A 21,300-nucleotide genomic window follows, 5' to 3' on the forward strand; every position below is an offset into this window, starting at 1 on the left:
TGCAAAGCAATAGAGCCGGCAGCGCACCCCGTGTCCATCTGCAAGCCCGTGACAGGCCCGCCGCCGGAGACAAGGAAACGCTCGTGTTGACCTGGTTGAAATCCCATCTCCCTGGCAGTGGCCTAACCGCCTTCATTTCGCATTCCAGCTGTCTGCAACACAATATGGGGGTTGGCCATCCGGAATGCCCGGAACGCCTGATCGCCATCCGCGACCAGCTTAAGGCTTCGCAGATCTATGACAGCCTGCACGAAGTCGACGCCCCGCTGGTAAGCGAGCAGCAACTGGCGCGCGTGCACCCGCCCCACTATGTGGAATACATCGAATCCTGCGCCCCGTCGGTTGGCACCTTTCGTGTCGATCCGGACACCGCGATGAACACCGGCACCCTGCCGGCCGCCCTGCATGCCGCCGGCGCCGTGGTAAAGGCGGTGGACATGGTGATGAACCGCGAGGCCCCCAATGCCTTCTGCGCCATCCGCCCGCCCGGCCACCACGCCGAAAGCGCCAAGGCGATGGGCTTCTGCTTCTTCAACAATATCGCCGTGGGCGTGGCGCATGCGCTGTCGCAATATCGCCTGGAACGCGTGGCGGTGATCGATTTCGACGTGCACCACGGCAATGGCACCGAAGAAATTTTCCGCGATGATCCGCGCGTGCTGATGGTGTCCACCTTCCAGCACCCGTTCTACCCCTACTGCGGCGACGTGCCGCTGGGCAGCAATATGCTGAACGTGCCGCTGAAGGCCGGCAGCAGCGGCCGTGAATTCCGCGAGGCGGTGGAATACCAATGGCTGCCGCGACTGCACGAATTCAAGCCGCAGATGATCTTCATCTCGGCCGGTTTTGACGCCCACCGGGAAGACGACATGGGCTCGCTGGGCCTGGTGGAGGCCGATTACGAGTGGGTGACACGGCAGCTGATGCAGGTGGCCGCCGAGCATAGCGAGGGTCGCATCGTGTCGGCACTGGAAGGCGGCTATGACTTGTCGTCGCTGGCGCGCAGCGTTACCGCGCACGTGAAGGTGCTGTCCGACGGCTAACACGGATGGCAGCAGCAACAACGGCACCCGCTGGGTGCCGTTTTGCTTTCAATGTTGCCGCAGCCAATCCGGATGACGCCAATACAGCCAGCGCTGGCGCCAGCGCGGCAGGTGGTCGATAAACACCCGCCCGGCCAGATGGTCCAGCTCGTGCTGAATGGCAGCGGCCAGAAAATCCGCCGCCTGCAGCTGCAGCCACTCGCCATGCCGAGTCTGCAGGCGCAGCTGGATGCGATTGGCGCGGCCAACCTTGGCCCGCACCCCTGGCACGGACAGGCAACCCTCCCGGTTAACCTCGTAACCACTGGCATCCAGCAACTGTGGATTGATCAATATCAGCGGGCAATCACGCGCATCACTGACATCCACCACCGCCACCGCCGGCCGCTCACCCAGCTGTGGCGCGGCTAGCCCGACCGCGTTGGTCGTGGCATAGAGGGTATCCAGCAGATCATCGATCAGCGGCTGAACGGTACGGACATCGGTAACCGGCAGTGCCGGCTGACGCAGGCATGCGTCGCGTAAAGAAAGGATGGGGCGAATACTCATGATGAGAACCAGCGGCCCGATCACGCTGCGTCGCCCAGAACGGACGCGCAGCGCGCGGGGCGGTTCTCAGGGCTGGGACTGGTCGCCCGAAGACGGCTTGCCGATCTTGTCTTCGTTGCCGGTCAGCAGATTGATCAGGTTCGATTTATGACGATGAATCACCAGAATGGCGATGATGATGCAGCTGCCGAAGTACACGCTTTGCGGTCCGACAATAAAGTAGGCATAAACTGGTACCAGCACGCAGGCCACAATGGCGGACAACGAGGAAATCTTCACCACGAAGGCCATGAACAGCCAGGTTGCCACCGCCGCCAGCGCCAGCCACAGGTTGAAGCCGAACAGCACCCCCACCGCGGTGGCCACGCCCTTGCCACCCTTGAAGCCGAAGAACAGCGGCCACATGTGGCCGATCAATACCGCCAGGCCGGCCATCGCCACGCCCTGCCCACTCAGGCCGTAAGCCGGGCCGAAGGCCTGCACCAGCGCCACCGCCACCCAGCCCTTGAGGCCATCGCCCAACAGCGTCAACACGGCGGCCAACTTCTTGCCGCTGCGCAGCACATTGGTGGCACCTGGGTTCTTCGAGCCATAGGTACGCGGATCGGCCATACCCATGACCTTGGACACGATCACCGCAAACGACAGGGAACCGAGCAGGTAGGCGCCCAAAATGAAGGCAAATGCTGTTGTGGTCATGTCTTATCCACTAGAATGCAAGGCTTGGCATTTTACGGTATCGGGCAGTAAACCCAAAGCCCGCAACGATGGACATCATTTACTTGCGCGAAGTGCGCGCCGAAACGGTGATTGGCGTGTACGACTGGGAGCGCACCGCGCCCCAAACCGTCCTGCTGGACATCGAATACGGCATCCCCAGTGAAGTAGCCTGTCACAGCGACGACATCGGCGACACCATTCACTACGGCGAAGTGGTCGAGCGGGTACGCAGCTCGCTGGCAGAGCAACACTTCCTGCTGATCGAGGCATTGGCCGAGCACATCGCCCGCATCGTGCGCGAAGAATTTGGCGCACCGTGGGTGAAAGTGGCAGTCACCAAGCTCAACATCCTGCCGGATGTAAAACACGTCGGCGTGATGATCGAACGTGGCCATCGCCCGCACTGAAACCGCCCGGACACAAACAAAACGGCCCGCCATCGCGCGGGCCGTTTTGTTTGACCTGCCGCCGCCGGAAGCGGCGCTACCAGGTCACCCTCAAGCGCAGCTCGGCCTTGCTCTTGGTGACCTTGAAAGACAGCCGGGTGTGCCCATCCAGCTGCCAGCTTGGCCGTAAGCCGAAACGTCCGCCATCACTCGCATCCACCCGCTCTAGCCGGAACGCCCCAGCTTGCCATAGCGTACTCTCTTGCTCATTCAACCGTAACGGATCGCTGCTTTGCGGCGCTGTCGACATCGGCGTGGCGCACAACAATGCGGTTGGCGGGCAGGCAGCCAGCGCGGGCAACGCGACGACAACGAGCAGTGCAGCCCAGCAAAATGCGTGTTTCATGATGATCGTCCTGCCAGATCGACAAATAACTGTCGCTGATCTCAGCTTGGATCATCTGCAACTACATGCAAGTGCTGATTACAATTTAAATGCGCTGCTTATTCCTGCTGGTTACGCATGAAGTCGGCCGTGTTGTAAAAAGCCTCCAGCAGCTTGGCTTTCAGCCAATCCTCGCACAGCAGCTCACCCACCGCCTGGGTCATGCACTTCATCCACATGTCGCGCGCCTCGCCATCCACCGCGAACGGCATGTGCCGCATGCGCAGCCGCGGATGACCGAACTTCTCGATGAACAGCTGCGGTCCGCCCAGCCAGCCGGACAGAAACATGTACAGTTTCTCGCGCGAACCCGCCAGATCCTCCGGATGCATATCGCGCAACGGTTTCACCGTTGGATCGCTATCCATGATGTCGTAGAAACGGTCGGTCAACCAGCGCACCACGCCGGCCCCGCCCAGCAATTCGTAAGGGGTCATTTCCTTCATCGTGTCATCCCCGTTTTCACCAGGGCGGCATGGTAACACGCAGTTGCCGCCCGTCCCTGTCCATGATCAACCTTACGTGCTTAAGCGCGCAGAAACGGAAAAGCCAGCGCCGGCGTCTGGCCGGACATCAATTCGGCCAACGCCCGCCCCGAGCCCGGGCCTTCGGTCCAGCCCAGCGTACCGTGGCCGGTGTTCAGCCACAAATTGTCGAACTTCAGCCGGCCGATCAGCGGCACATTACCCGGCGTCGCCGGGCGCAGCCCGCTCCAGAAGCGCGCCGCCTGCCAGTCGCAGGCATCGCCGAATAACTCGCGGGCGCGGCGCAACAACGCGGCACAGCGCACCGGGTTGAGATGACTGGAATAGCCGGACAACTCGGCCGTGCCGGCAATGCGCAGCTCGTCATCCAGCCGCGAGAACACCAGCTTGTGCGACTCATCGGTAATGCTGACCTGCGGCGCCAACTGCGCATCCCACACCGGCACGGTGGCGGAGTAGCCTTTCAGCGGGTATATCGGCAAACGCAGTCCCAACGACTGCAGCAGCAGCGGACTGTGGCTGCCCAGCGCCAGCACAAAGGCGTCGGCATCCAGGCTGCGATACGCGCCATCCGCCCCGGTAACCGAGACCCGGGCGATGCGCTCGCCTACCGGCTCCAGCGCGTTGATGCGCGTCTGATAGCAAAACGTCACCCCGGCCGCGACGCAGGCATCCGCCAGCTGGCTACTGAAACGATGCACATCACCGGATTCATCGCTTTCGCACCAGCTTGCGGCCAACATGCGTGGCGCAATGCTGGCCAGCGCCGGCTCGCGTGCCACCGCCTCGCTGACACTGATCAACTCGCGGCGAATCCCCTCGGCCGCCAGCAAGCGGCAGGCATGTTCAGCATGGCGTACGCCCTGACGATCAAACAGCAATGCCAGAATGCCCTGTTGCCGATGCGCGTAACTGGGGGCCAGTGCCTGGCGCAGCTGGGCAAAGGTCTGCTGACTATAGCGCCCCAGCGCCACCATGGCCTTGAGGTTGGCCGCATGGCGGCTGCTGCGGCATTGCCCAAGAAAGCCGGCGATCCAGCGCCATTGCTGCGGATCGAAACGCGGCCGAAACAGCAGCGGCGCATCGTCGCGCGGCAGCCACTTCAGCACCTGCCACGGCGTGGTCGGATGTGCCCACGGCTCGGACTGGCTTACCGATATCTGACCACCATTGGCAAAGCTGGTTTCGCGCGCCGGCCCGCTGCCACGGTCCACCACCACCACCTCGTGCCCGGCCTGCCGCAAGAACCAGGCGGTACTGATACCCACGATGCCCGCCCCCAGAACTGCCACCCTCATCGCCATTCCCCAAAGACAACGGCCCACACGGGGCCGTTTATTGTCAGACAGAACGATGGTAATGCTGCAGCCGCAGCATGCCAAGCCATCATTGCTTGGGCTTGGACAGTTCGTACACGGTTTTGCCTTTTAGCGTGAAGTAGTCCGAGGCAAAGTAGAAATTCTCGGAGTGGCCGACAAACAGCAGGCCGTGCGGCTTGATCAGCGGATGAAACTTCTTCAGCACCGCGAATTGGGTGTCGCGGTCGAAGTAGATCATCACATTGCGGCAGAAAATGGCATCGAACTGCTTGCGCAGCCCCCAGCTGCTATCGATCAGATTCAGCCGCGAAAACTGGATCATGTCGCGCAGCACACTTTTGGCCTGATAGTGGCCATCCGCCAGCTTGTCGAAGTATTTCCCGGCATAGCCGGCAGGCAGCTTGGCAATTTTGTCCTCGCTGTAAACCCCCTTGCGGCCAACCTCCAGCATGCTGGTATCCAGATCGGTGGCAATGATGTGGATCGGCGGCTTGCTGCCCAGCGGAAACGCCTCCAGCGCACTCATCGCGATGGAATACGGCTCCTCGCCGGAAGAGGCCGCGGCGCACCAGATCGCCACCTCGCCCTTGCCGGCGAGGGTTTTCAGGTGTGCGGACAGCATCTGGAAGTGATGCTCCTCGCGGAAGAAGAAGGTGAGGTTGGTAGTCAGCGCGTTGACGAACTGCTCGAACTCGCGCTTGCCGGCCAGGCTTTGCAGAAAATCGATATAGGCGGCAAACGTCGGCAGCTTCAGCTCGCGGATGCGGCGTACCAGGCGGCCATACACCATGTCTTTCTTGGTGGCATTCAGGGCAATGCCGGCCTCTTTGTGAATCAACTGGCGGATGCGCTCGAAATCCTGATCGCGAAAGTCGAACTCACGCTTGAGCTCGAACTTGGGCAACACAATGGGCGGTATCTTGTTCTGCATGCCGGTCTCCGCAAAATAAAAAACCCGGGAGCAGGCCCGGGTTTCCGTGGTGCATGGTGCGAATTATACCGAGAACGACGAACCGCAACCGCAGGTAGTTTGTGCGTTCGGATTGCGAATCACGAACTGCGAACCTTCCAGGCTATCCTGGTAGTCGATCTCCGCGCCCACCAGATACTGGTAGCTCATCGGGTCGACCAGGAAGGTCACGCCGCCCTTATCGATCGCGGTATCGTCTTCGTTGGCGATTTCATCGAAGGTAAAACCGTACTGGAAGCCGGAGCAGCCGCCGCCGGTCACGAACACGCGCAGTTTCAGGTCAGGGTTGCCCTCTTCTGCTACCAGGTCGCGCACCTTGTCGCATGCAGCGTCGGTAAACATGATCGGGGACAGGGTTTCGGTTGCAGCAGTCATGTCTCAAGCCTTTCACAACGGGACAGGCCGCGCCGGCGGCCTTTCATCCTAGTATTTTAGTCGGATATTGGTCCGGTTGGCGAGTTTTCAAGCTCAGGGCAGCAGCGGCACGATGTCGAGACCGGCGTTTTCCGGCTGGCCGAACATCAGGTTCATCACCTGTACCGCCTGACCGGAAGCGCCTTTCACCAGATTGTCCTCCACCACCAGGATGATCAGCAGATCGCCATTGTTCGGGCGATGCACGGCGATGCGGGCGGTATTGGCACCACGTACCGAGCGGGTTTCCGGGCAGCTGCCAGCCGGCAACACATCCACGAACGGCTCACCGGCAAAGCGCTGTTCGAACAGCTGCTGGTAGTCGACATCGCGGCCTGCCGGCTGGATGCGCGCATAAATGGTGGAGTGAATGCCGCGGATCATCGGCGTCAGGTGCGGCACGAAAGTCAGCTTTACCGGTGCACCGTGGATCTCGGACAGGCCCTGCTCGATTTCCGGCGAATGGCGATGGCCCTTCACACCATAGGCCTTGAAATTGTCGCCAGCCTCGGCAAACAGCGTACCCACCTCGGCCTTGCGACCGGCGCCGGACACGCCGGACTTGCAATCGGCAATCAGCGTCTGGGTATCGATGTACTGCTTGCCACCATCCAGCAACGGCAGCAGACCCAGCTGCACCGAGGTCGGATAGCAGCCGGCCATGCCGATCAGACGTGCAGCCTTGATCGCCTCACGGTTCACTTCCGGCAGACCATACACCGCCTCGGCCAGCAGGTCGGTGCAGCTGTGCTCCATCGCGTACCACTTGGCGAACAGCTCCGGGTCTTTCAGGCGGAAGTCGGCAGCCAGGTCGATGACCTTCACCCCGGCTTGCAGCAGCTCGCGCGCCTGCGCCATGGCCACCCCATGTGGGGTGGCGAAGAACACCACGTCGCACTGCTTGAGATCAGTTTCATCCGGGGTGGTAAACGCAACGTCCACACGGCCACGCAGGCTGGGGAACATCTCGGCCACCTTCATGCCGGCTTCCTTGCGCGAGGTCACGGCCACCACTTCTGCCCCCGGATGGTTAGCCAACAGACGCAACAGCTCGACACCGGTATAACCGGTGCCGCCGACGATGCCCACCTTAATCATGCGAGGCTCCTTGATGTAAAAAAATGTCGCAAAGGCGACATGTTAAGGAGTGCGGCAGTGCATTGCAACAAAGAAAAAAGCCACCGCGAACGGTGGCTTTTTCGGTCTCGCAACAAGCAGATTAACGCTTGGAGAATTGCTTGCGACGACGTGCTTTGCGCAGACCCACTTTTTTACGTTCCACTTCACGGGCATCGCGAGTAACGAAGCCAGCGGTGGACAGGGTCGGCTTCAGTTCGGCGCTGAAGTCGATCAGCGCGCGGGTGATACCCAGACGGATAGCACCAGACTGACCGGTTTCACCGCCACCGGATACGTTGACCATAATGTCAAACGACTCCAGGTGCTCGGTGATCTGCAGCGGTTGACGGATAACCATGCGACCGGTTTCGCGAGCGAAATACTGGTCAACCGGCTTGCCGTTAACGACGATCTGACCGGTGCCCTTTTGCATGAACACACGAGCTACGGAGCTCTTGCGACGGCCAGTGCCGTAGTAGTATTTACCGTTCATCTAAATGTTGCCTCTGAATCAGATTTCCAGCACTTTCGGCTGTTGTGCGGCGTGCGGGTGCTCGGTGCCAGCATAGACCTTGAGCTTCTTGATCATTGCGTAGCCCAGCGGACCTTTCGGCAGCATACCCTTAACGGCTTTTTCCAGAACGCGCTCCGGGAACTGGTTTTGCAGTTCGGTGAAGTTGCGTTCGTAGATACCGCCCGGGTAACCGGAGTGACGGTAGTATTTCTTATCCAGTGCCTTGTTACCGGTAACGCGCAGTTTTTCGGCGTTAACGACAACGATGTAATCACCGGTATCAACGTGCGGAGTAAACTCCGGCTTATGCTTGCCGCGCAGACGACGAGCGATTTCAGCAGCGAGACGGCCCAACACCTTGTCTTCGGCGTCGACCACGAACCACTCGCGCTTTACCTCATGCGGCTTGGCAGAAAAGGTCTTCATGGAACTCTTCCATCGTAATTCTTGAAAGTTCCGGATTCTATTACAGAGAGCTTACGCTGTCAAACTTAAGTGGCAGTTCAAAGCCTTGTCCGGCAAAGAAAAACCTGGCGCGCAACAAGCAGGCGGAAAAGCAAAAAAAGAGCGCAATCAGACAAACTGATTGCGCCAAGTTCCACCTGTTGAAGGAGGATGGAGGAGACAACACCAAAACGCACACCGTTAGTGCAACGCCCTGATGTGTTTTGATTATGGTGACGCCATGGCGGTTTGGCAAGATTTTTTTGTGCATTGCATCAAAAAATGTTGGCCGCAACCGACACGCAACCAACATCCGTTTGAAAAAATATCACTTTACAGCTGCAGCGCGGTTTCCAGCGCGATTTCCATCATGTCGCGAAAGCTGTTCTGCCGTGCTTCCGCATCCATCGCCTCCCCGGTCGGGATCACATCCGACACCGTGAGTATGCCCAGCGCCCGTGCGCCGTATTGCGCCGCAACACCGTAAATGCCGGCCACCTCCATCTCCACCGCGTTGACGTTCATGCTCTTGAGCACCTCCAGCAACTGCGGCTGCACGCCGTAGAACAGGTCGGCGGAAAACACATTGCCCACCTGTACCGGCTTGCCCAGCCGCGTGGCGGTATCCACCGCCGTGCGCAACAACGTGAAATCGGCAATGGCGGCAAAGTCGTGATCCAGCAAGCGCATGCGGTTGACCTTGCTATCGGTGCAGGCGCCCATGGCGATCACCACCTCGCGCAGCCCCAGCCGCGTGCCATCCACCGAGCCGCAGGAGCCGATGCGGATGATGCTGCTCACGCCGTAGTCCTTTATCAGCTCGGTGGCGTAAATGCTGGCCGATGGAATACCCATGCCGTGCGCCATCACCGACAGCCGCCGGCCGCGGTAGTGGCCGGTATAGCCGAACATATTGCGCACACTGGTCACCTGTACCGCATCCTGCAGATAGGTTTCCGCGATCAGTTTGGCGCGCAGCGGATCGCCCGGCATCAGTACGATGTCGGCAAAATCGCCCTTCTCGGCACCGATATGCGGTGTAGCCATGGCTTGTCTCCTGTCTTGCCCGACGGCACGCCGATACACGGAAAGCCGCAGCGCGTGCTGCGCAGGTACGGTGTTCTACCCGCCGCCGGAAGTCCCTGCCATGCAAACGTCCGTGTCCCTCCGTGTATTGGCATGGCACAAAAAATCGAATCAGTGCAGAAACAATCAGTACAGAAATGAAGTACCGTAAGCCAGCGCCGGCAGTCCCAGCCAGCTGGCCACGCTCTGGCCGATGTCGGCAAAGGTGGCGCGCTCGCCCAGGCTGCCCGCTGCCACCTGCCTGCCGTAGCACAGCACCGGGATGTGTTCGCGGGTGTGGTCGGAGCCCGGCCAGCCGGGATCACAGCCGTGGTCGGCGGTGAGGATCACAATGTCGTCGTCGCGCAGCCGGCCCAGCAGCGCCGGCAGCCGGGCATCGAACGCCTCCAGTTCACGGGCATAACCGGGAATATCGCGACGATGCCCATAGCTGGAGTCGAAATCGACAAAATTGGTAAAAATGATGCTGCGACCGGGGGTAGTGTCCATGGCAGCCAACGTTTGCTGCCACAGCTCATCCAGCCCGGTGGCCTTTAGCGCTTGCGTGATGCCGATATGGGCATAGATGTCGGCGATCTTGCCGATGGACACCACCTCGCCGCCAGCCTCCGCCAGTTTCTGCAGCACCGTCGCTGCCGGCGGCGGTAAGGCCAGATCCTTGCGATTGCCGGTACGCACGAAGCGGCCCGGCGCGTCGCCGACAAACGGCCGTGCGATCACGCGGCCGATGTTGTACGGCGCCAGCAACTCACGGGTGATGGCACACAGCTGGTACAAGCGCTGCAGGCCGAAGGTCTGTTCGTGGCAGGCGATCTGGAACACCGAATCGGCCGAGGTATAAAAGATCGGCTTGCCGCTGGCCATGTGCTCCATGCCCAGGCGGTCGATGATCTCGGTACCGCTGGCATGGCAGTTGCCCAGCCAGCCGGGCAAGTCAGCCTCACGCACGATGGCGGCCAGCAGCTCCGGTGGAAAGCTGTTGTCCCGCTCGTGGAAATACCCCCAGTCGAACAGCACCGGCACCCCGGCGATCTCCCAGTGCCCGGACGGCGTGTCCTTGCCGCTGGACAGCTCGCGCGCGTAGCCGTAGGCGGCAAGCGGCGCCGTGCGCAGCATGCCCTCGGGAAAGTAGCCGGACGACAGCTCGCAGGCATGCGCCAGCCCCAGCGCCGACAGATTGGGCAGCTGCAGCGGCCCGTTGCGGCCAACGTTGGCCGCGCCACTGGCGGCGGCGCGGGCGATGCGGCCCAACGTGTTGCTGCCAACATCGCCAAACTTGGCGGCATCGGCACTGGCGCCGATGCCGAGCGAGTCCAGCACCAGCATGATGACGCGTCGCGTGTCCATGCATGTCTCCTCGTCACGGCCGCGCTGGCGGCCATGCACTGATGATGATGGCCCGGCCGCCACACTTCAACTGGCATGGCCGATTGCCATGCGCGGCCAGCCGGCAACCGTTGCGCCGACACCCCGGCATGGCGCGCCGCCGGTTGCGCTCGCCAGATGGCAAGGCGGCGCCATGCCGCCACAGCGATATTGTCCGCCGCGCAGCAAGGCCACGCTGCGGGATGCGGCCAACCTGCGGCGGCGGTTCAGTAGCCGCGGCCGGGCGGCGCCGTCTGGCCGGCGATCACCGCCTGCAGATTTGCCAGCAGGCCGGAGGCACCGAAGCGGAAATGCGCCGGCGTCAGCCACGCCTCCCCCATGATCTCGGCCGCCAGTTGCAGATAGATGGCGGCATCTGCCAGCGTGCGCACCCCGCCGGCGGCCTTGAAACCGGCATCGCGGCCGCTGTCGCGGATCGCCTGCAGCATGATGCGCGCCGCTTGCGGCGTGGCATTCACCGCCACCTTGCCAGTAGATGTCTTGAGAAAATCGGCGCCGGCCGCCAGCGCGATGTCGCTGGCCTGGCGAATCAGCGCCGCCGCGGCCAACTCGCCACTTTCGATGATCACCTTCAGGATTTTGTCGCCACAGGCCGCCTTGCAGGCCGCCACCAGCACGGCACCAACCGCGCCATCTCCCGCCAGCAGCGCACGGTAGGGAAACACCACGTCCACTTCGTCGGCGCCAGCGGCGATGGCGGCACGGGTTTCCGCCTCCGCGCTGGCGACCGCGGCATTGCCATGCGGAAAGTTGGCCACCGTGGCCACCCGCACCTGCGGCGTAGCGGCGGCAGCCAGCGCCTGCCGCGCAACGGCGACAAAGCAAGGATAGACGCATACCGCCGCCACGGTGCCGGCATCGCTGTCGGCCTGGGCGCACAGCGCACGTATCGTGTTGCCACTGTCGTCGTCATTCAGGCTGGTGAGATCCATCAGCGACAGCGCCAGCCGCGCCGTGTTTACCGCATCCTGCATGTCGGTTCTCCCGCCAAGGTTGGCCGCCTGCGGCCAACCTTGCCGCACTTATACCCGGCGCGCTTCCTGCACGCCGCGCACTTCCATCACGTGCGCCAGCACGCGGCTGATCTCGCGCACGTGGCGCACCTCCACCGTGAAGCGTAGCTTGGCCTTCTGGTTGCGCGACAGCGTGTTGACGCCGATAACGTTGAGCTTCTCGCGCGAGAACACGTCGGAAATATCACGCAACAGTCCCGGGCGATCGGCGGCATGTACTTCCAGGTCGATCGGGAACACGCTGCTTTTCTGCTCGCCCCAGTCGGCGGCGATCAGCCGCTCCGGCGCGTCGGCCGACAGCCGCTTGAGGGTGATGCAGTTATTGCGGTGAATGGAGATGCCGCGGCCGCGGGTGACAAAACCCACCACACTGTCCGGCGGTGCCGGCTTGCAGCACTTGGCGAGGATGGTCATCAGATTGCCCACCCCTTCGATCAGCACGCCGCCGGCATCGTGGCCGCCCTTGCTGCGGCGGATCAGGTCGGCCGCGGTCAGCTCCACCACCGGCGGTGGGGCGAAACTCTCGATGGCGTTGGCCACCGCGCGCAACCCCACTTCGCCATGGCCGATGGCGGCGTACAGTTCGTCCAGCCGGTCGTAGCCCAGCTTTTCCGCCAGTGCCGCCAGACTGGGCTGCACATGCGGATGGCGCGCCAGCTCGCGCTCGAAAATCTGGCGCCCGGTTTCGCGCACCGCATCGGAGTTCTGCTGACGGATGTACTGGCGGATCTTGGCAATCGCGCGCGGGCTTTTCACCCAGCCTTCGTGCAGCCAGTTCACTGATGGGCCGCCATCCTTGGCGGTCAGCACTTCCACCCGCTGGCCGTTCTGCAGCGGGGTGGACAGCGGCACGATGCTGCCCTCCACCTTGGCGCCGCGGCAGCGGTGGCCGACGTCGGTATGCAGCGCGTAGGCAAAGTCGATCGGCGTGGCGCCGTGCGGCAAGGCCAGTACCCGGCCCTGCGGCGTCAGCACATAGATGGTGTCGGAGAACAGCTCGGTCTTGAAGGCGTCGGCCAGGTCTTCCCTTTCCGAGCCGGACATATCCTCGCGCCAGTCCAGCAGCTGGCGCAGCCAGGAGATTTTCTCTTCGTACTGCGCATCGCCCTGCCCGCCTTCTTTGTAGCGCCAGTGGGCGGCGACACCGAACTCGGCGTGCTCGTGCATCTCGAAGGTGCGGATCTGCACCTCGACGCCACGATCTTCCGGGCCGATCACCGCGGTGTGCAGGCTGCGGTAATCGTTGGCCTTGGGGTTGCTGATGTAGTCGTCGAATTCGCCCGGAATCGGCTGCCACATGCTGTGGATCAGCCCCAGCACGGTGTAGCAGTCCTGCAGCTTGTCCACCAGGATGCGCACCGCGCGAATGTCGTACAGCTCGGAGAAATCGAGCTTTTTCTTCTTCATCTTCTTCCAGATGGAATAGATGTGCTTGGGGCGGCCGGCGACATCGCCGCGGATGCCGGCTTTTTTCAGCTCGCCACGCAGGATGTCCAGCACGCGCTCGATGTAATCGATGCGCTCCAGCCGGCGCTCGTCCAGCAGCTTGGCGATCTTCTTGTAGTTTTCCGGCTCGGTGTGGCGAAAGCCCAGGTCTTCCAGCTCCCACTTGATCTGCCACACCCCCAGACGGTTGGCCAGCGGCGCGAACAGATCCAGCGTCTCCTGCGCGATCTGCCGCCGCACACGCTCGTCCGGCACCAGTGCCAGGTGGTGCATGGTCTGAGTGCGCCAGGCCAGTTCGATCAGCACCACGCGGATGTCGGCCACCATCGCCAGCAGCATCTTGCGCATGGTTTCCGCCTGTTTGGCGCGGTCGTCCGGTGTGGCCAGCTTGTCGATACGCGCCAGTTCGGTCAGCCGCTGCACGCGGTTGCCGCCCTCCACCAGCGTCAGCACGGTGCGGTTGAATGCCTTGGGCAGCCACTCCTGCCAATCCTTGCGGAACTCCGGCACCGCAAACAGCAGCGTGGCGGCGATGGCATCCGGCAGCAGGTTGAGATCGGCCACGATGGCCGCCGCCCCCACCGCATGGCTGAAGATGTCTTCGCCGGTGTGCGGCAGGGTCTTGCCGCTGTACAGCTCGCGCGCGGCATCGAAGGCACGGGTGAGCAAGACGCGCTCATCGGCGCTGAGCGAGGCGCCCAGCTGCGCCAGCCAGTTGGCCGGATCAGCGGCATCGGCCAGGGTATCGGCCACGGAACGGACTACGGAAACCATGTATCAATCCAACCTTGCGGCCAACGCCGCTGCTAACTCATTCCGCCGGAACGGCACCATCCAGCGCCAGCTGTAGCAAGCGGCGCACCGGCGCCGGCACGCCGGCATCCAGCGCCGTAGCCAGCGGCAGCCACTGCCAGCCGTTATCGGCGCAGACCTCACCCGCAAGCCGGGTTACCTCCACACATTGGGGCGTGATCGTCAATTTAAAATGGGTAAAAACATGCAGTAGCGGCGGCCAGGCCGGCGGCAGATCACCATCGCCGTTGAGCGCCAGCCAGTCGGCAATCGCCAGCGTGGAGTCGAACTGCGGCAGCGACAGCAGCCCGCCCCAGATGCCGGTGGGTGGGCGGCGCTCCAGCAGCACCTCGCCATTGCGCAGCGCCAGCAGCATTACCGTCTCGCGCTCCGGCACCACTTTCTTCGGCTTCTTCACCGGCAGTTCGGCGGTACGGCCCTCGCGCGCCGCCACACAGCCATCCACCAGCGGGCATACCGTACATGCCGGCTTGCTGCGGGTGCAGACCGTGGCACCCAGATCCATCAGCCCCTGGGTGTAGGCCACCATGTCGGCGGTCGCGGCCGGCAGCAGCCGCTCGGCCAGCTGCCACATCTGCGCCTCCACCTGCTTGTCGCCGGGAAAGCCGTCCACACCGAAGCAGCGCGCCAGCACGCGCTTGACGTTGCCGTCGAGAATGGTCTCGCGCTGGCCAAAGCAGAAGGCGGCAATCGCCGCGGCGGTGGAACGGCCGATACCCGGCAGCGTCTCGATGGCATTGCGTGCGGATGGAAACTCGCCACCGAAATCGCACATCACCTGCTGCGCCGCCTTGTGCAGATTGCGGGCACGGCTGTAGTAGCCAAGGCCGCTCCAGTACGCCAGCACATCATCCACCGGCGCTGCGGCCAACGTTGCCAGATCAGGGAAACGATCGAGAAAGCGCGGGTAGTAACCCAGCACGGTACTGACCTGAGTCTGCTGCAGCATGATCTCCGACAGCCACACCCGGTACGGGTCGCACACCTGCCACGGCAGGCCATGCCGCCCGTGCACTTTTTGCCAGGCTACCAGCCGGGGGGCAAATTGCTGTTCCACTGCCAAGCACCACCGCCTGTTGAAATCGAACCGAGCATGGTAAACCAAAGGCCGGCGGCAACCAAGCGGGGGACGGGCGAATAGGCTAGAATGATGGATTGTTTTCAAAGGATTACCGCTTTATGTCCACCTTCCGTTCCCGCCAGCGCGCAGCAGTGCGCCGACAGCCCACCACACCCGCCGAGCGTAACGCGCCCCCCGCCGGGCACCAGACGCCCGCGGCAGGACAGGCTCCGGCCAAGCCGCGCTTCGGCGGCGAGCGTCGCGAGGGCGGCGTCAAACGTGAAGGCGAACGCAATTTCGACAAGCCACGCTTCGGCGGCGACGACAAGCCGCGCGTCGGGGGCGGCGACAAGCCGCGCGTCGGGGGCGGCGAACGTCGTGAAGGCGGCTTCAAGCGCGAAGGCGAACGCAACTTCGACAAGCCACGCTTCGGTGGCGGCGAGCGTCACGAAGGCGGCTTCAAGCGCGAAGGCGAACGTAGCTTCGACAAGCCACGCTTCGGTGGCGAAGATAAACCGCGTTTCGGCGGCGGCGAGCATCGCGAAGGCGGCTTCAAGCGCGAAGGCGAACGCAGCTTCGACAAGCCACGCTTCGGTGGTGACGACAAACCGCGCTTCGGAGGCGGTGAGCGTCGCGAAGGCGACTTCAAGCGCGAAGGCGAACGCAACTTCGACAAGCCGCGCTTCGGTAGTGACGACAAACCGCGCTTCGGCGGCGGTGAGCGTCGCGAAGGAGGCTTCAAACGCGAAGGCGATCGCAGCTTCGACAAGCCGCGGTTCGGTGGTGACGACAAACCGCGCTTCGGCGGCGGTGAGCGTCGCGAAGGAGGCTTCAAACGCGAAGGCGAACGCAGCTTCGACAAGCCGCGGTTCGGTGGTGACGACAAACCGCGCTTTGGCGGCGGCGAGCGTCGCGAAGGCGGCTTCAAGCGCGAAGGCGAATCCCAGCCACGGGGCGAGCGCAACTTCGGCAAGCCGCGCTACAACAATGAACACCGCGAAGGCGGCTTCAAGCGCGAGGGCGAATTCCAGCCGCGGGGTGAGCGTGACTTTGATCGTGCGCGCCACAATGCCGGGGACAAACCGCGTTTCGGTGGCGACGACAAGCCGCGTTACAGCAACGAGCATCGCGAAGGTGGTTTCCGCCACAACGATGGCCTGAAGCGTGATGGCAACAGCCCGCATCAGCGCCACGAATTCCAGCCGCGCGGCGATCATGCCATTGAAAAACCACGCACCCTGTTTGGTGGCAAAACGGTGGCCCCGTCAGCGCCGGCCGCCAGCGAGGCACCGGCAGAACGCCGCTACACCCGCGACCGCGTCGCGGGCCGCGGCGGCAAAACCCACCCCGACTATATTGCGCCGCCGATACGTGAAGACGCTGAGACAGCCACCCCACCTGCCCCGTCAGCCGCTGCGCCGCGCAGTGGCACCAGCACGAGCACCAGCTTTCTGAAGCGTGTCAGCGACGAGCAACCGGGCGCACCGCGCAGCAGCGAACAGCCGGCAGCGGATAGCAACAGCCGCGATGACGGCTTCAAGCGTGACGGCGGCTTCCAGCCGCGTGGCGAACGCGAATTCGATCGTTCGCGCCACGGCGCCGACAAGCCGCAACCACGCTTCGGCGGCGAACGTCGCGACGGCGGTTTCCAGCCGCGTGGCGAACGCGAGTTCGACCGTTCGCGCCACGGCACCGACAAGCCGCGTTTCGGTGGCGATGACAAACCACGCTTCGGCGGCGAGCGTCGCGACGGCGACTTCCAGCCGCGTGGCGAGCGCGAGTTCGACCGTTCGCGCCACGGCACCGACAAACCACGTTTCGGCAGCAATGACAAACCGCGTTTCGGCGGCGAGCGTCGCGATGGCGGTTTCCAGCCACGTGGCGAGCAGCCGCGCGCGCTGTTCGACAAGGGCCAGGCTGAAGGCGGAGACGCTGGCGGCAAGGTTGGCCGCACGCCGTTTGTGAAAACCCAATTCCGTGCGCTGCAGGAAAACGAGCTGGCGCTGTTTGCCAGCTGCCCGCGCGGACTGGAAAAGATTCTGGCCGACGAGATCAGCCTGCAAGGCGGCAGCGAACTGCAGCTGACCGATGGCGGCATCGCCTTTATCGGCAACCGCGAAGTGATGATGCGGGTGAACCTGCATTCGCGCGTGGCCAGCCGCGTACTGATGCAGCTGGCGCAGGGCAGCTTCCAGGAAGAGCGCGACATCTACACCCTGGCGCACGGCATCGACTGGCCGGCACTGTTCGAAGTCAGCCGTACCATCAAGGTCAACACCGACGGCCACTCGCGCCTGCGCAGCATGGACTACGTGTCGCTGCTGGTGAAAGACGCCATTTGCGACCGTTTCCGCGAAGCTTGCGGCGAACGCCCCAGCGTGGATACCCGCCACCCGGACATGCGCATCCGCGTGTTCATTTCCGGCTTTGACGTGCAGATCTACCTCGACACCAGCGGCGAGGCACTGTTCAAGCGCGGCTGGCGCGAAGAAACCGGCGAGGCGCCGCTGCGTGAAAACCTGGCCGCCGGCATTCTGCTGTTGGCAGGTTACACCGGTAGCCAACCGCTGCTGGATCCGATGTGCGGTAGCGGCACCTTCCTGGTGGAAGCGGCAGACATCGCAATGAACCGCGCGCCGGGCCGTGCCCGCCGCTTCGGCTTTGAACTGCTGCTCGGCCACAACGACCTGCTATGGCACAGCATCCGCAACGATGCCGAGCTGGCGCAGCGCAAGCTTGCCAGCCTGCCGCTGTTCGGCAACGACCGCGACCCGCAGTTGGTGGAGATCACCCGCCGCAACCTGGCGCGCGCCGACATCGAACAACTGGTCACCCTGAGCTGTGGCGATGCCACCGCCTTGGCCGCACCAGCAGCCAATGGCCTGATCGTATGCAACCCACCGTATGGCGTGCGTCTGGACGAGCAGGAAAGCCTGGCCGAGCTGTATCCACAGCTGGCGACCTGGCTGAAGCGCAACTTCGCCGGCTGGCACGCACATTTCATGACGGCGGACAGCCGCCTGCCGTCGCTGATGCGCCTGTCCGTCAGCAGTCGTCCACAGCTGTTCAACGGCCCGCTGGCCTGCCATGTATATGGCTTCGAGCTGGTAGCCGGCTCCAACCGCAAGGAAAAATCGGCCGACGATAGCCAATAAGACAAGTTGTAGGCTATGTTGCAAAAGGGCGTGTCACAGCGCCCTTTTTCTCATTTTGGCCTTTTTCCGGAACGCCTGATGAATACCTCTTTTTTCTCCGCCACCGTGCTGCTGATCCTGATCACCGATCCGCTGGGCAATATTCCGCTGTTCATCTCCGCGCTGAAGCAGGTCAAGCCGGAGCGCCGCCGCAAGGTGGTGTACCGCGAATGCCTGATCGCCTTTGTGGTACTGCTGACCTTCATGTTCTTCGGCAAGGGTTTTCTGGAGGTGATGCACCTCACCGACGAAAGCCTGCGCGTGGCCGGCGGGGTGATCCTGTTTCTGATCGCGCTGAAGATGATTTTTCCCGGCGACGGCGGGCATGCGGCCAACCAGTTGAATGGTGAGCCGTTCATCGTACCGATTGCCGTGCCGCTGATTGCCGGCCCATCGGCGATGGCCACCGTGCTGCTGATGTCGACGCGCGAACCGGAGCGCATGCTGGAGTGGATTGGTGCACTGAGCATCACCATGCTGGTGACGCTGGTGGTGTTTCTGTTTTCCGGCAAGATTCACCGCCTGCTGGGCGAGCAGGCGATGACGGCGATGGAGCGGCTGATGGGCTTGATCCTGACCGCCATCTCCATCGAGATGCTGCTGGGCGGCGTGGCCGCCTACATCAAGAAGCTAGCCTAAACGCGCCCGCGCTACTCCGATGGCGCGGAGACATCCACGTCATCGTGCAACTGCTCGTATACCTGCATGATTTGCGGCTGGACGGCAAAGAAGGCATCCACCACCTGCGGATCGAAATGCTTGCTGCGCTGTTCCTGCAACAGCGCCAGCGCCTTATCCAGCGGCCATGCCGGCTTGTACGGCCGCGCCGAGGTCAGTGCATCAAACACATCGGCCACGGCCACGATGCGGCCAACCAGTGGGATCTCCTCCCCGCTCAAGCCGTTGGGGTAACCGCTGCCATCGAATTTTTCATGGTGCGTCATGGCAATGTGATATGCCATTTCCAGCAACGGCGAGCTGCTGCCACGCAAAAATTCGGCGCCGCGCGTGGAGTGCGTCTGCATGATGGTGAACTCGTCCGGCGTCAGGCGGCCCGGCTTGAGCAGAATATGATCGGGAATCGCCACCTTGCCGATATCATGCATTGGCGCCGCCAGCAACAATAGTTGCTGGACATGCTCATCCAGCCCCATTTGCCCGGCGATAATGTACGAATACTGCGCCATGCGTTCAATGTGCCGCCCGGTTTCCGGGTCGCGCGATTCCGCCATGTGCGACAAACGCATGATCAGGTCCTGCGCCGCGGCCTCCTTCAAGCTGCGCTGCGCCTGTCGCAGCTTCAGCAGATTCTGGATGCGCGCCCGGGTTTCCGCCGGGTCCAGTGGCTTGGCCAGAAAATCGGTGGTACCGCTTTCCAGCGCACTCTGGCGCACCGTCTTCATGTCACTGGTCGTCACCATGATGATGGGCACATCAACCACATGCGTCAGGTTGCGCAGTTCGCGCACCAGCGCAATGCCATCCATCCCCGGCATCATGTAATCGGTCAGAATCAGATCTGGCTCATGAAAACGGCACCAGTGCAGCGCCGCTTCGGGTTCCGTCATGGCCACTACCACGCAGCCGCTGATGCGGCCAACCATATGTTCCAGCACCATCAGATTGGTCTGATTGTCATCTACAATCAGTACGGTCATGTCCATTGTCAGTTTCCACGTTAAGCCCCGCTTTGAGAGCGGTTCACAGCTTAGCATCAGCATGCTGCCTGCCATCTGACCAGCGTCAGGTCATGCAGTATAGAAGCTGGAAATGCAAACCCGGGGACATATCGCGTTTGCCACGGACGCAAAAAAGCCGCAATCAATTGATTGCGGCTTTTTATGTATTTGGTGGCCAATCTCGGAATCGAACCAAGGACACACGGATTTTCAATCCGTTGCTCTACCAACTGAGCTAATTGGCCAAACGTCTGCATCGGGTAAAGTGGTGGCCAATCTCGGAATCGAACCAAGGACACACGGATTTTCAATCCGTTGCTCTACCAACTGAGCTAATTGGCCTCTTTGCCGCGCACTTGCGTGCTGCATCAGAGGCACGCATTAAAGCAGATCGTGATTTATGCGTCAAGGCTTTTCCGGAAAAAACCGCCGAAAACGGCGGTTTTTTCAGATCAGCCACTTTATTTATGCCGCATCCGGCTGTTGCGACGGATGTGCCGCGGCAAAGGCTGGCAATTGTTCCAGCCGCCCGGCAATACCCGCCAGCAGTGGGTACGCTGCCATATCGACATTAAAGCGCTGGGCATTGAATACCTGCGGCAGCAGGCAGGCATCGGCCAGGGTCGGCACATCGCCAAAACAGTATTGCCCGGCGCTGGCCGCCAGTTGCCGCTCCAGCGCGGCAAAGCCCGCGCTGACCCAGTGCTGGTACCAGGCGTTGCGCGCATCGTCTTCTAGCAGCAGTTCATTCTTCAGATAGTTGAGCACCCGCAGATTATTCAACGGGTGGATGTCGCAGGCGATGCTCTGCGCCACCGCCCGCACCTGGGCCCGCAGCACAGGCGCGGCCGGCAGCAGCGCCGGCGTATCCGGATAGGCGTCGTCGAGGTATTCGCAGATTGCCAGCGACTGCGTCAGCAACACGCCGTTGTCCAGCAGCGCCGGCACCAGCCCTTGCGGATTCAGTGCCAGATAGTCGTCGCCGCGCTGCTCGCCCTTGACCAGGCTGACCGGCTGCTGGTGGTAGTCCAGCCCCTTGAGGTTGAGCGCGATGCGCACGCGGTAGGCGGCAGAAGAACGGAAGTAGCCGAACAGCGTGCGGCCAACGTTGGGGACATCAGTCATGGCTTGCTCCAATGGCTAGCGGCAAAACGTTGGCCGCAGCCCGAAGGCTGCGGCCAGACGCTTGCCACAATAGGATCGGCGGGCGATGCC

21 protein-coding genes and 2 tRNA genes are annotated in these 21,300 nt (G+C 62.5%); 4 read left to right on the forward strand and 19 right to left on the reverse strand.

Annotated elements, in window-relative coordinates:
• The first annotated feature begins 83 nt into the window (after nt 1–83).
• Entirely contained in the window at nt 84–1,043 is a 960-nt protein-coding gene (locus ABNW52_RS12775) for a histone deacetylase family protein (protein WP_349588423.1), read from the forward strand.
• A 48-nt stretch (nt 1,044–1,091) separates the two neighbouring features.
• Here the strand turns inward: ABNW52_RS12775 and def are convergent, their stop codons facing one another.
• Both def and plsY read right to left on the reverse strand, forming a co-directional pair.
• Entirely contained in the window at nt 1,092–1,592 is a 501-nt protein-coding gene (def, locus tag ABNW52_RS12780) for a peptide deformylase (protein WP_349588425.1), read from the reverse strand.
• Nucleotides 1,593–1,658: 66 nt separating this feature from the next.
• Entirely contained in the window at nt 1,659–2,291 is a 633-nt protein-coding gene (gene plsY, locus ABNW52_RS12785; RefSeq protein ID WP_349588427.1) for a glycerol-3-phosphate 1-O-acyltransferase PlsY, read from the reverse strand.
• 68 nt (nt 2,292–2,359) lie between these two features.
• Between plsY and folB the strand changes: the two genes are divergently transcribed.
• Entirely contained in the window at nt 2,360–2,719 is a 360-nt protein-coding gene (gene folB / locus ABNW52_RS12790; protein WP_174875964.1) for a dihydroneopterin aldolase, read from the forward strand.
• A gap of 76 nt (nt 2,720–2,795) precedes the next feature.
• Here the strand turns inward: folB and ABNW52_RS12795 are convergent, their stop codons facing one another.
• The 13 genes from ABNW52_RS12795 to mutY all read right to left on the reverse strand — a co-directional run bounded on the left by ABNW52_RS12795 (nt 2,796) and on the right by mutY (nt 15,209).
• Entirely contained in the window at nt 2,796–3,104 is a 309-nt protein-coding gene (locus ABNW52_RS12795; RefSeq protein ID WP_349588429.1) for a hypothetical protein, read from the reverse strand.
• A 98-nt stretch (nt 3,105–3,202) separates the two neighbouring features.
• Nucleotides 3,203–3,580 (reverse strand): group II truncated hemoglobin, encoded by a 378-nt coding sequence (locus ABNW52_RS12800; protein ID WP_349588430.1) that lies wholly within the window; start codon nt 3,578–3,580, stop codon nt 3,203–3,205.
• An 89-nt stretch (nt 3,581–3,669) separates the two neighbouring features.
• Complete coding sequence (locus ABNW52_RS12805) at nt 3,670–4,926, reverse strand: D-amino acid dehydrogenase (protein WP_349588431.1); 1,257 nt, start codon at nt 4,924–4,926, stop codon at nt 3,670–3,672.
• Between the two features lie 88 nt (nt 4,927–5,014).
• Nucleotides 5,015–5,878: a CheR family methyltransferase gene (locus tag ABNW52_RS12810; RefSeq protein ID WP_349588433.1), complete on the reverse strand. Its 864-nt coding sequence runs from the start codon at nt 5,876–5,878 to the stop codon at nt 5,015–5,017.
• Between the two features lie 63 nt (nt 5,879–5,941).
• Nucleotides 5,942–6,292: an iron-sulfur cluster insertion protein ErpA gene (gene erpA, locus ABNW52_RS12815; RefSeq protein ID WP_349588435.1), complete on the reverse strand. Its 351-nt coding sequence runs from the start codon at nt 6,290–6,292 to the stop codon at nt 5,942–5,944.
• 93 nt (nt 6,293–6,385) lie between these two features.
• Entirely contained in the window at nt 6,386–7,429 is a 1,044-nt protein-coding gene (argC, locus tag ABNW52_RS12820) for an N-acetyl-gamma-glutamyl-phosphate reductase (RefSeq protein ID WP_349588438.1), read from the reverse strand.
• Between the two features lie 121 nt (nt 7,430–7,550).
• Nucleotides 7,551–7,943: a 30S ribosomal protein S9 gene (gene rpsI, locus ABNW52_RS12825; RefSeq protein WP_349588439.1), complete on the reverse strand. Its 393-nt coding sequence runs from the start codon at nt 7,941–7,943 to the stop codon at nt 7,551–7,553.
• 18 nt (nt 7,944–7,961) lie between these two features.
• Nucleotides 7,962–8,390, reverse strand: a complete 429-nt coding sequence (rplM, locus tag ABNW52_RS12830) for a 50S ribosomal protein L13 (protein WP_349588442.1) — start codon at nt 8,388–8,390, stop codon at nt 7,962–7,964.
• A 351-nt stretch (nt 8,391–8,741) separates the two neighbouring features.
• On the reverse strand, nt 8,742–9,455 hold the full coding sequence (gene deoD, locus ABNW52_RS12835; protein WP_349588444.1) for a purine-nucleoside phosphorylase: 714 nt from the start codon (nt 9,453–9,455) through the stop codon (nt 8,742–8,744).
• 165 nt (nt 9,456–9,620) lie between these two features.
• Nucleotides 9,621–10,841: a phosphopentomutase gene (locus ABNW52_RS12840; protein WP_349588446.1), complete on the reverse strand. Its 1,221-nt coding sequence runs from the start codon at nt 10,839–10,841 to the stop codon at nt 9,621–9,623.
• A gap of 245 nt (nt 10,842–11,086) precedes the next feature.
• A complete protein-coding gene (deoC, locus tag ABNW52_RS12845) occupies nt 11,087–11,854 on the reverse strand; it encodes a deoxyribose-phosphate aldolase (RefSeq protein WP_349588447.1) in 768 nt (255 codons plus the stop codon).
• 48 nt (nt 11,855–11,902) lie between these two features.
• The gene (locus ABNW52_RS12850; protein WP_349588449.1) at nt 11,903–14,113 is read right to left on the reverse strand and encodes a RelA/SpoT family protein; all 2,211 of its coding nucleotides are present in this window, start codon (nt 14,111–14,113) and stop codon (nt 11,903–11,905) included.
• Nucleotides 14,114–14,150: 37 nt separating this feature from the next.
• Nucleotides 14,151–15,209, reverse strand: a complete 1,059-nt coding sequence (mutY, locus tag ABNW52_RS12855; protein ID WP_349588451.1) for an A/G-specific adenine glycosylase — start codon at nt 15,207–15,209, stop codon at nt 14,151–14,153.
• A 122-nt stretch (nt 15,210–15,331) separates the two neighbouring features.
• On the opposite strand from mutY, the gene ABNW52_RS12860 reads away from it, so the two are divergent.
• The gene (locus tag ABNW52_RS12860) at nt 15,332–18,367 is read left to right on the forward strand and encodes a THUMP domain-containing protein (RefSeq protein ID WP_349588453.1); all 3,036 of its coding nucleotides are present in this window, start codon (nt 15,332–15,334) and stop codon (nt 18,365–18,367) included.
• Nucleotides 18,368–18,445: 78 nt separating this feature from the next.
• Nucleotides 18,446–19,045: a MarC family protein gene (locus tag ABNW52_RS12865; RefSeq protein ID WP_349588455.1), complete on the forward strand. Its 600-nt coding sequence runs from the start codon at nt 18,446–18,448 to the stop codon at nt 19,043–19,045.
• A gap of 11 nt (nt 19,046–19,056) precedes the next feature.
• On the opposite strand, the gene ABNW52_RS12870 is transcribed toward ABNW52_RS12865, so the two are convergent.
• From ABNW52_RS12870 to maiA, 4 genes are all read right to left on the reverse strand, one after another.
• Complete coding sequence (locus ABNW52_RS12870) at nt 19,057–20,064, reverse strand: HD-GYP domain-containing protein (protein ID WP_349588457.1); 1,008 nt, start codon at nt 20,062–20,064, stop codon at nt 19,057–19,059.
• Between the two features lie 190 nt (nt 20,065–20,254).
• Nucleotides 20,255–20,330: transfer RNA gene (locus tag ABNW52_RS12875), tRNA-Phe, on the reverse strand.
• Between the two features lie 21 nt (nt 20,331–20,351).
• A tRNA-Phe gene (locus ABNW52_RS12880) sits at nt 20,352–20,427 on the reverse strand.
• A 123-nt stretch (nt 20,428–20,550) separates the two neighbouring features.
• Nucleotides 20,551–21,210, reverse strand: a complete 660-nt coding sequence (gene maiA / locus ABNW52_RS12885; protein WP_349588459.1) for a maleylacetoacetate isomerase — start codon at nt 21,208–21,210, stop codon at nt 20,551–20,553.
• Nucleotides 21,211–21,300 lie beyond the last annotated feature (90 nt).

It is taken from the genome of Vogesella oryzagri (genome assembly GCF_040148885.1).
Lineage (GTDB): Bacteria > Pseudomonadota > Gammaproteobacteria > Burkholderiales > Chromobacteriaceae > Vogesella > Vogesella oryzagri.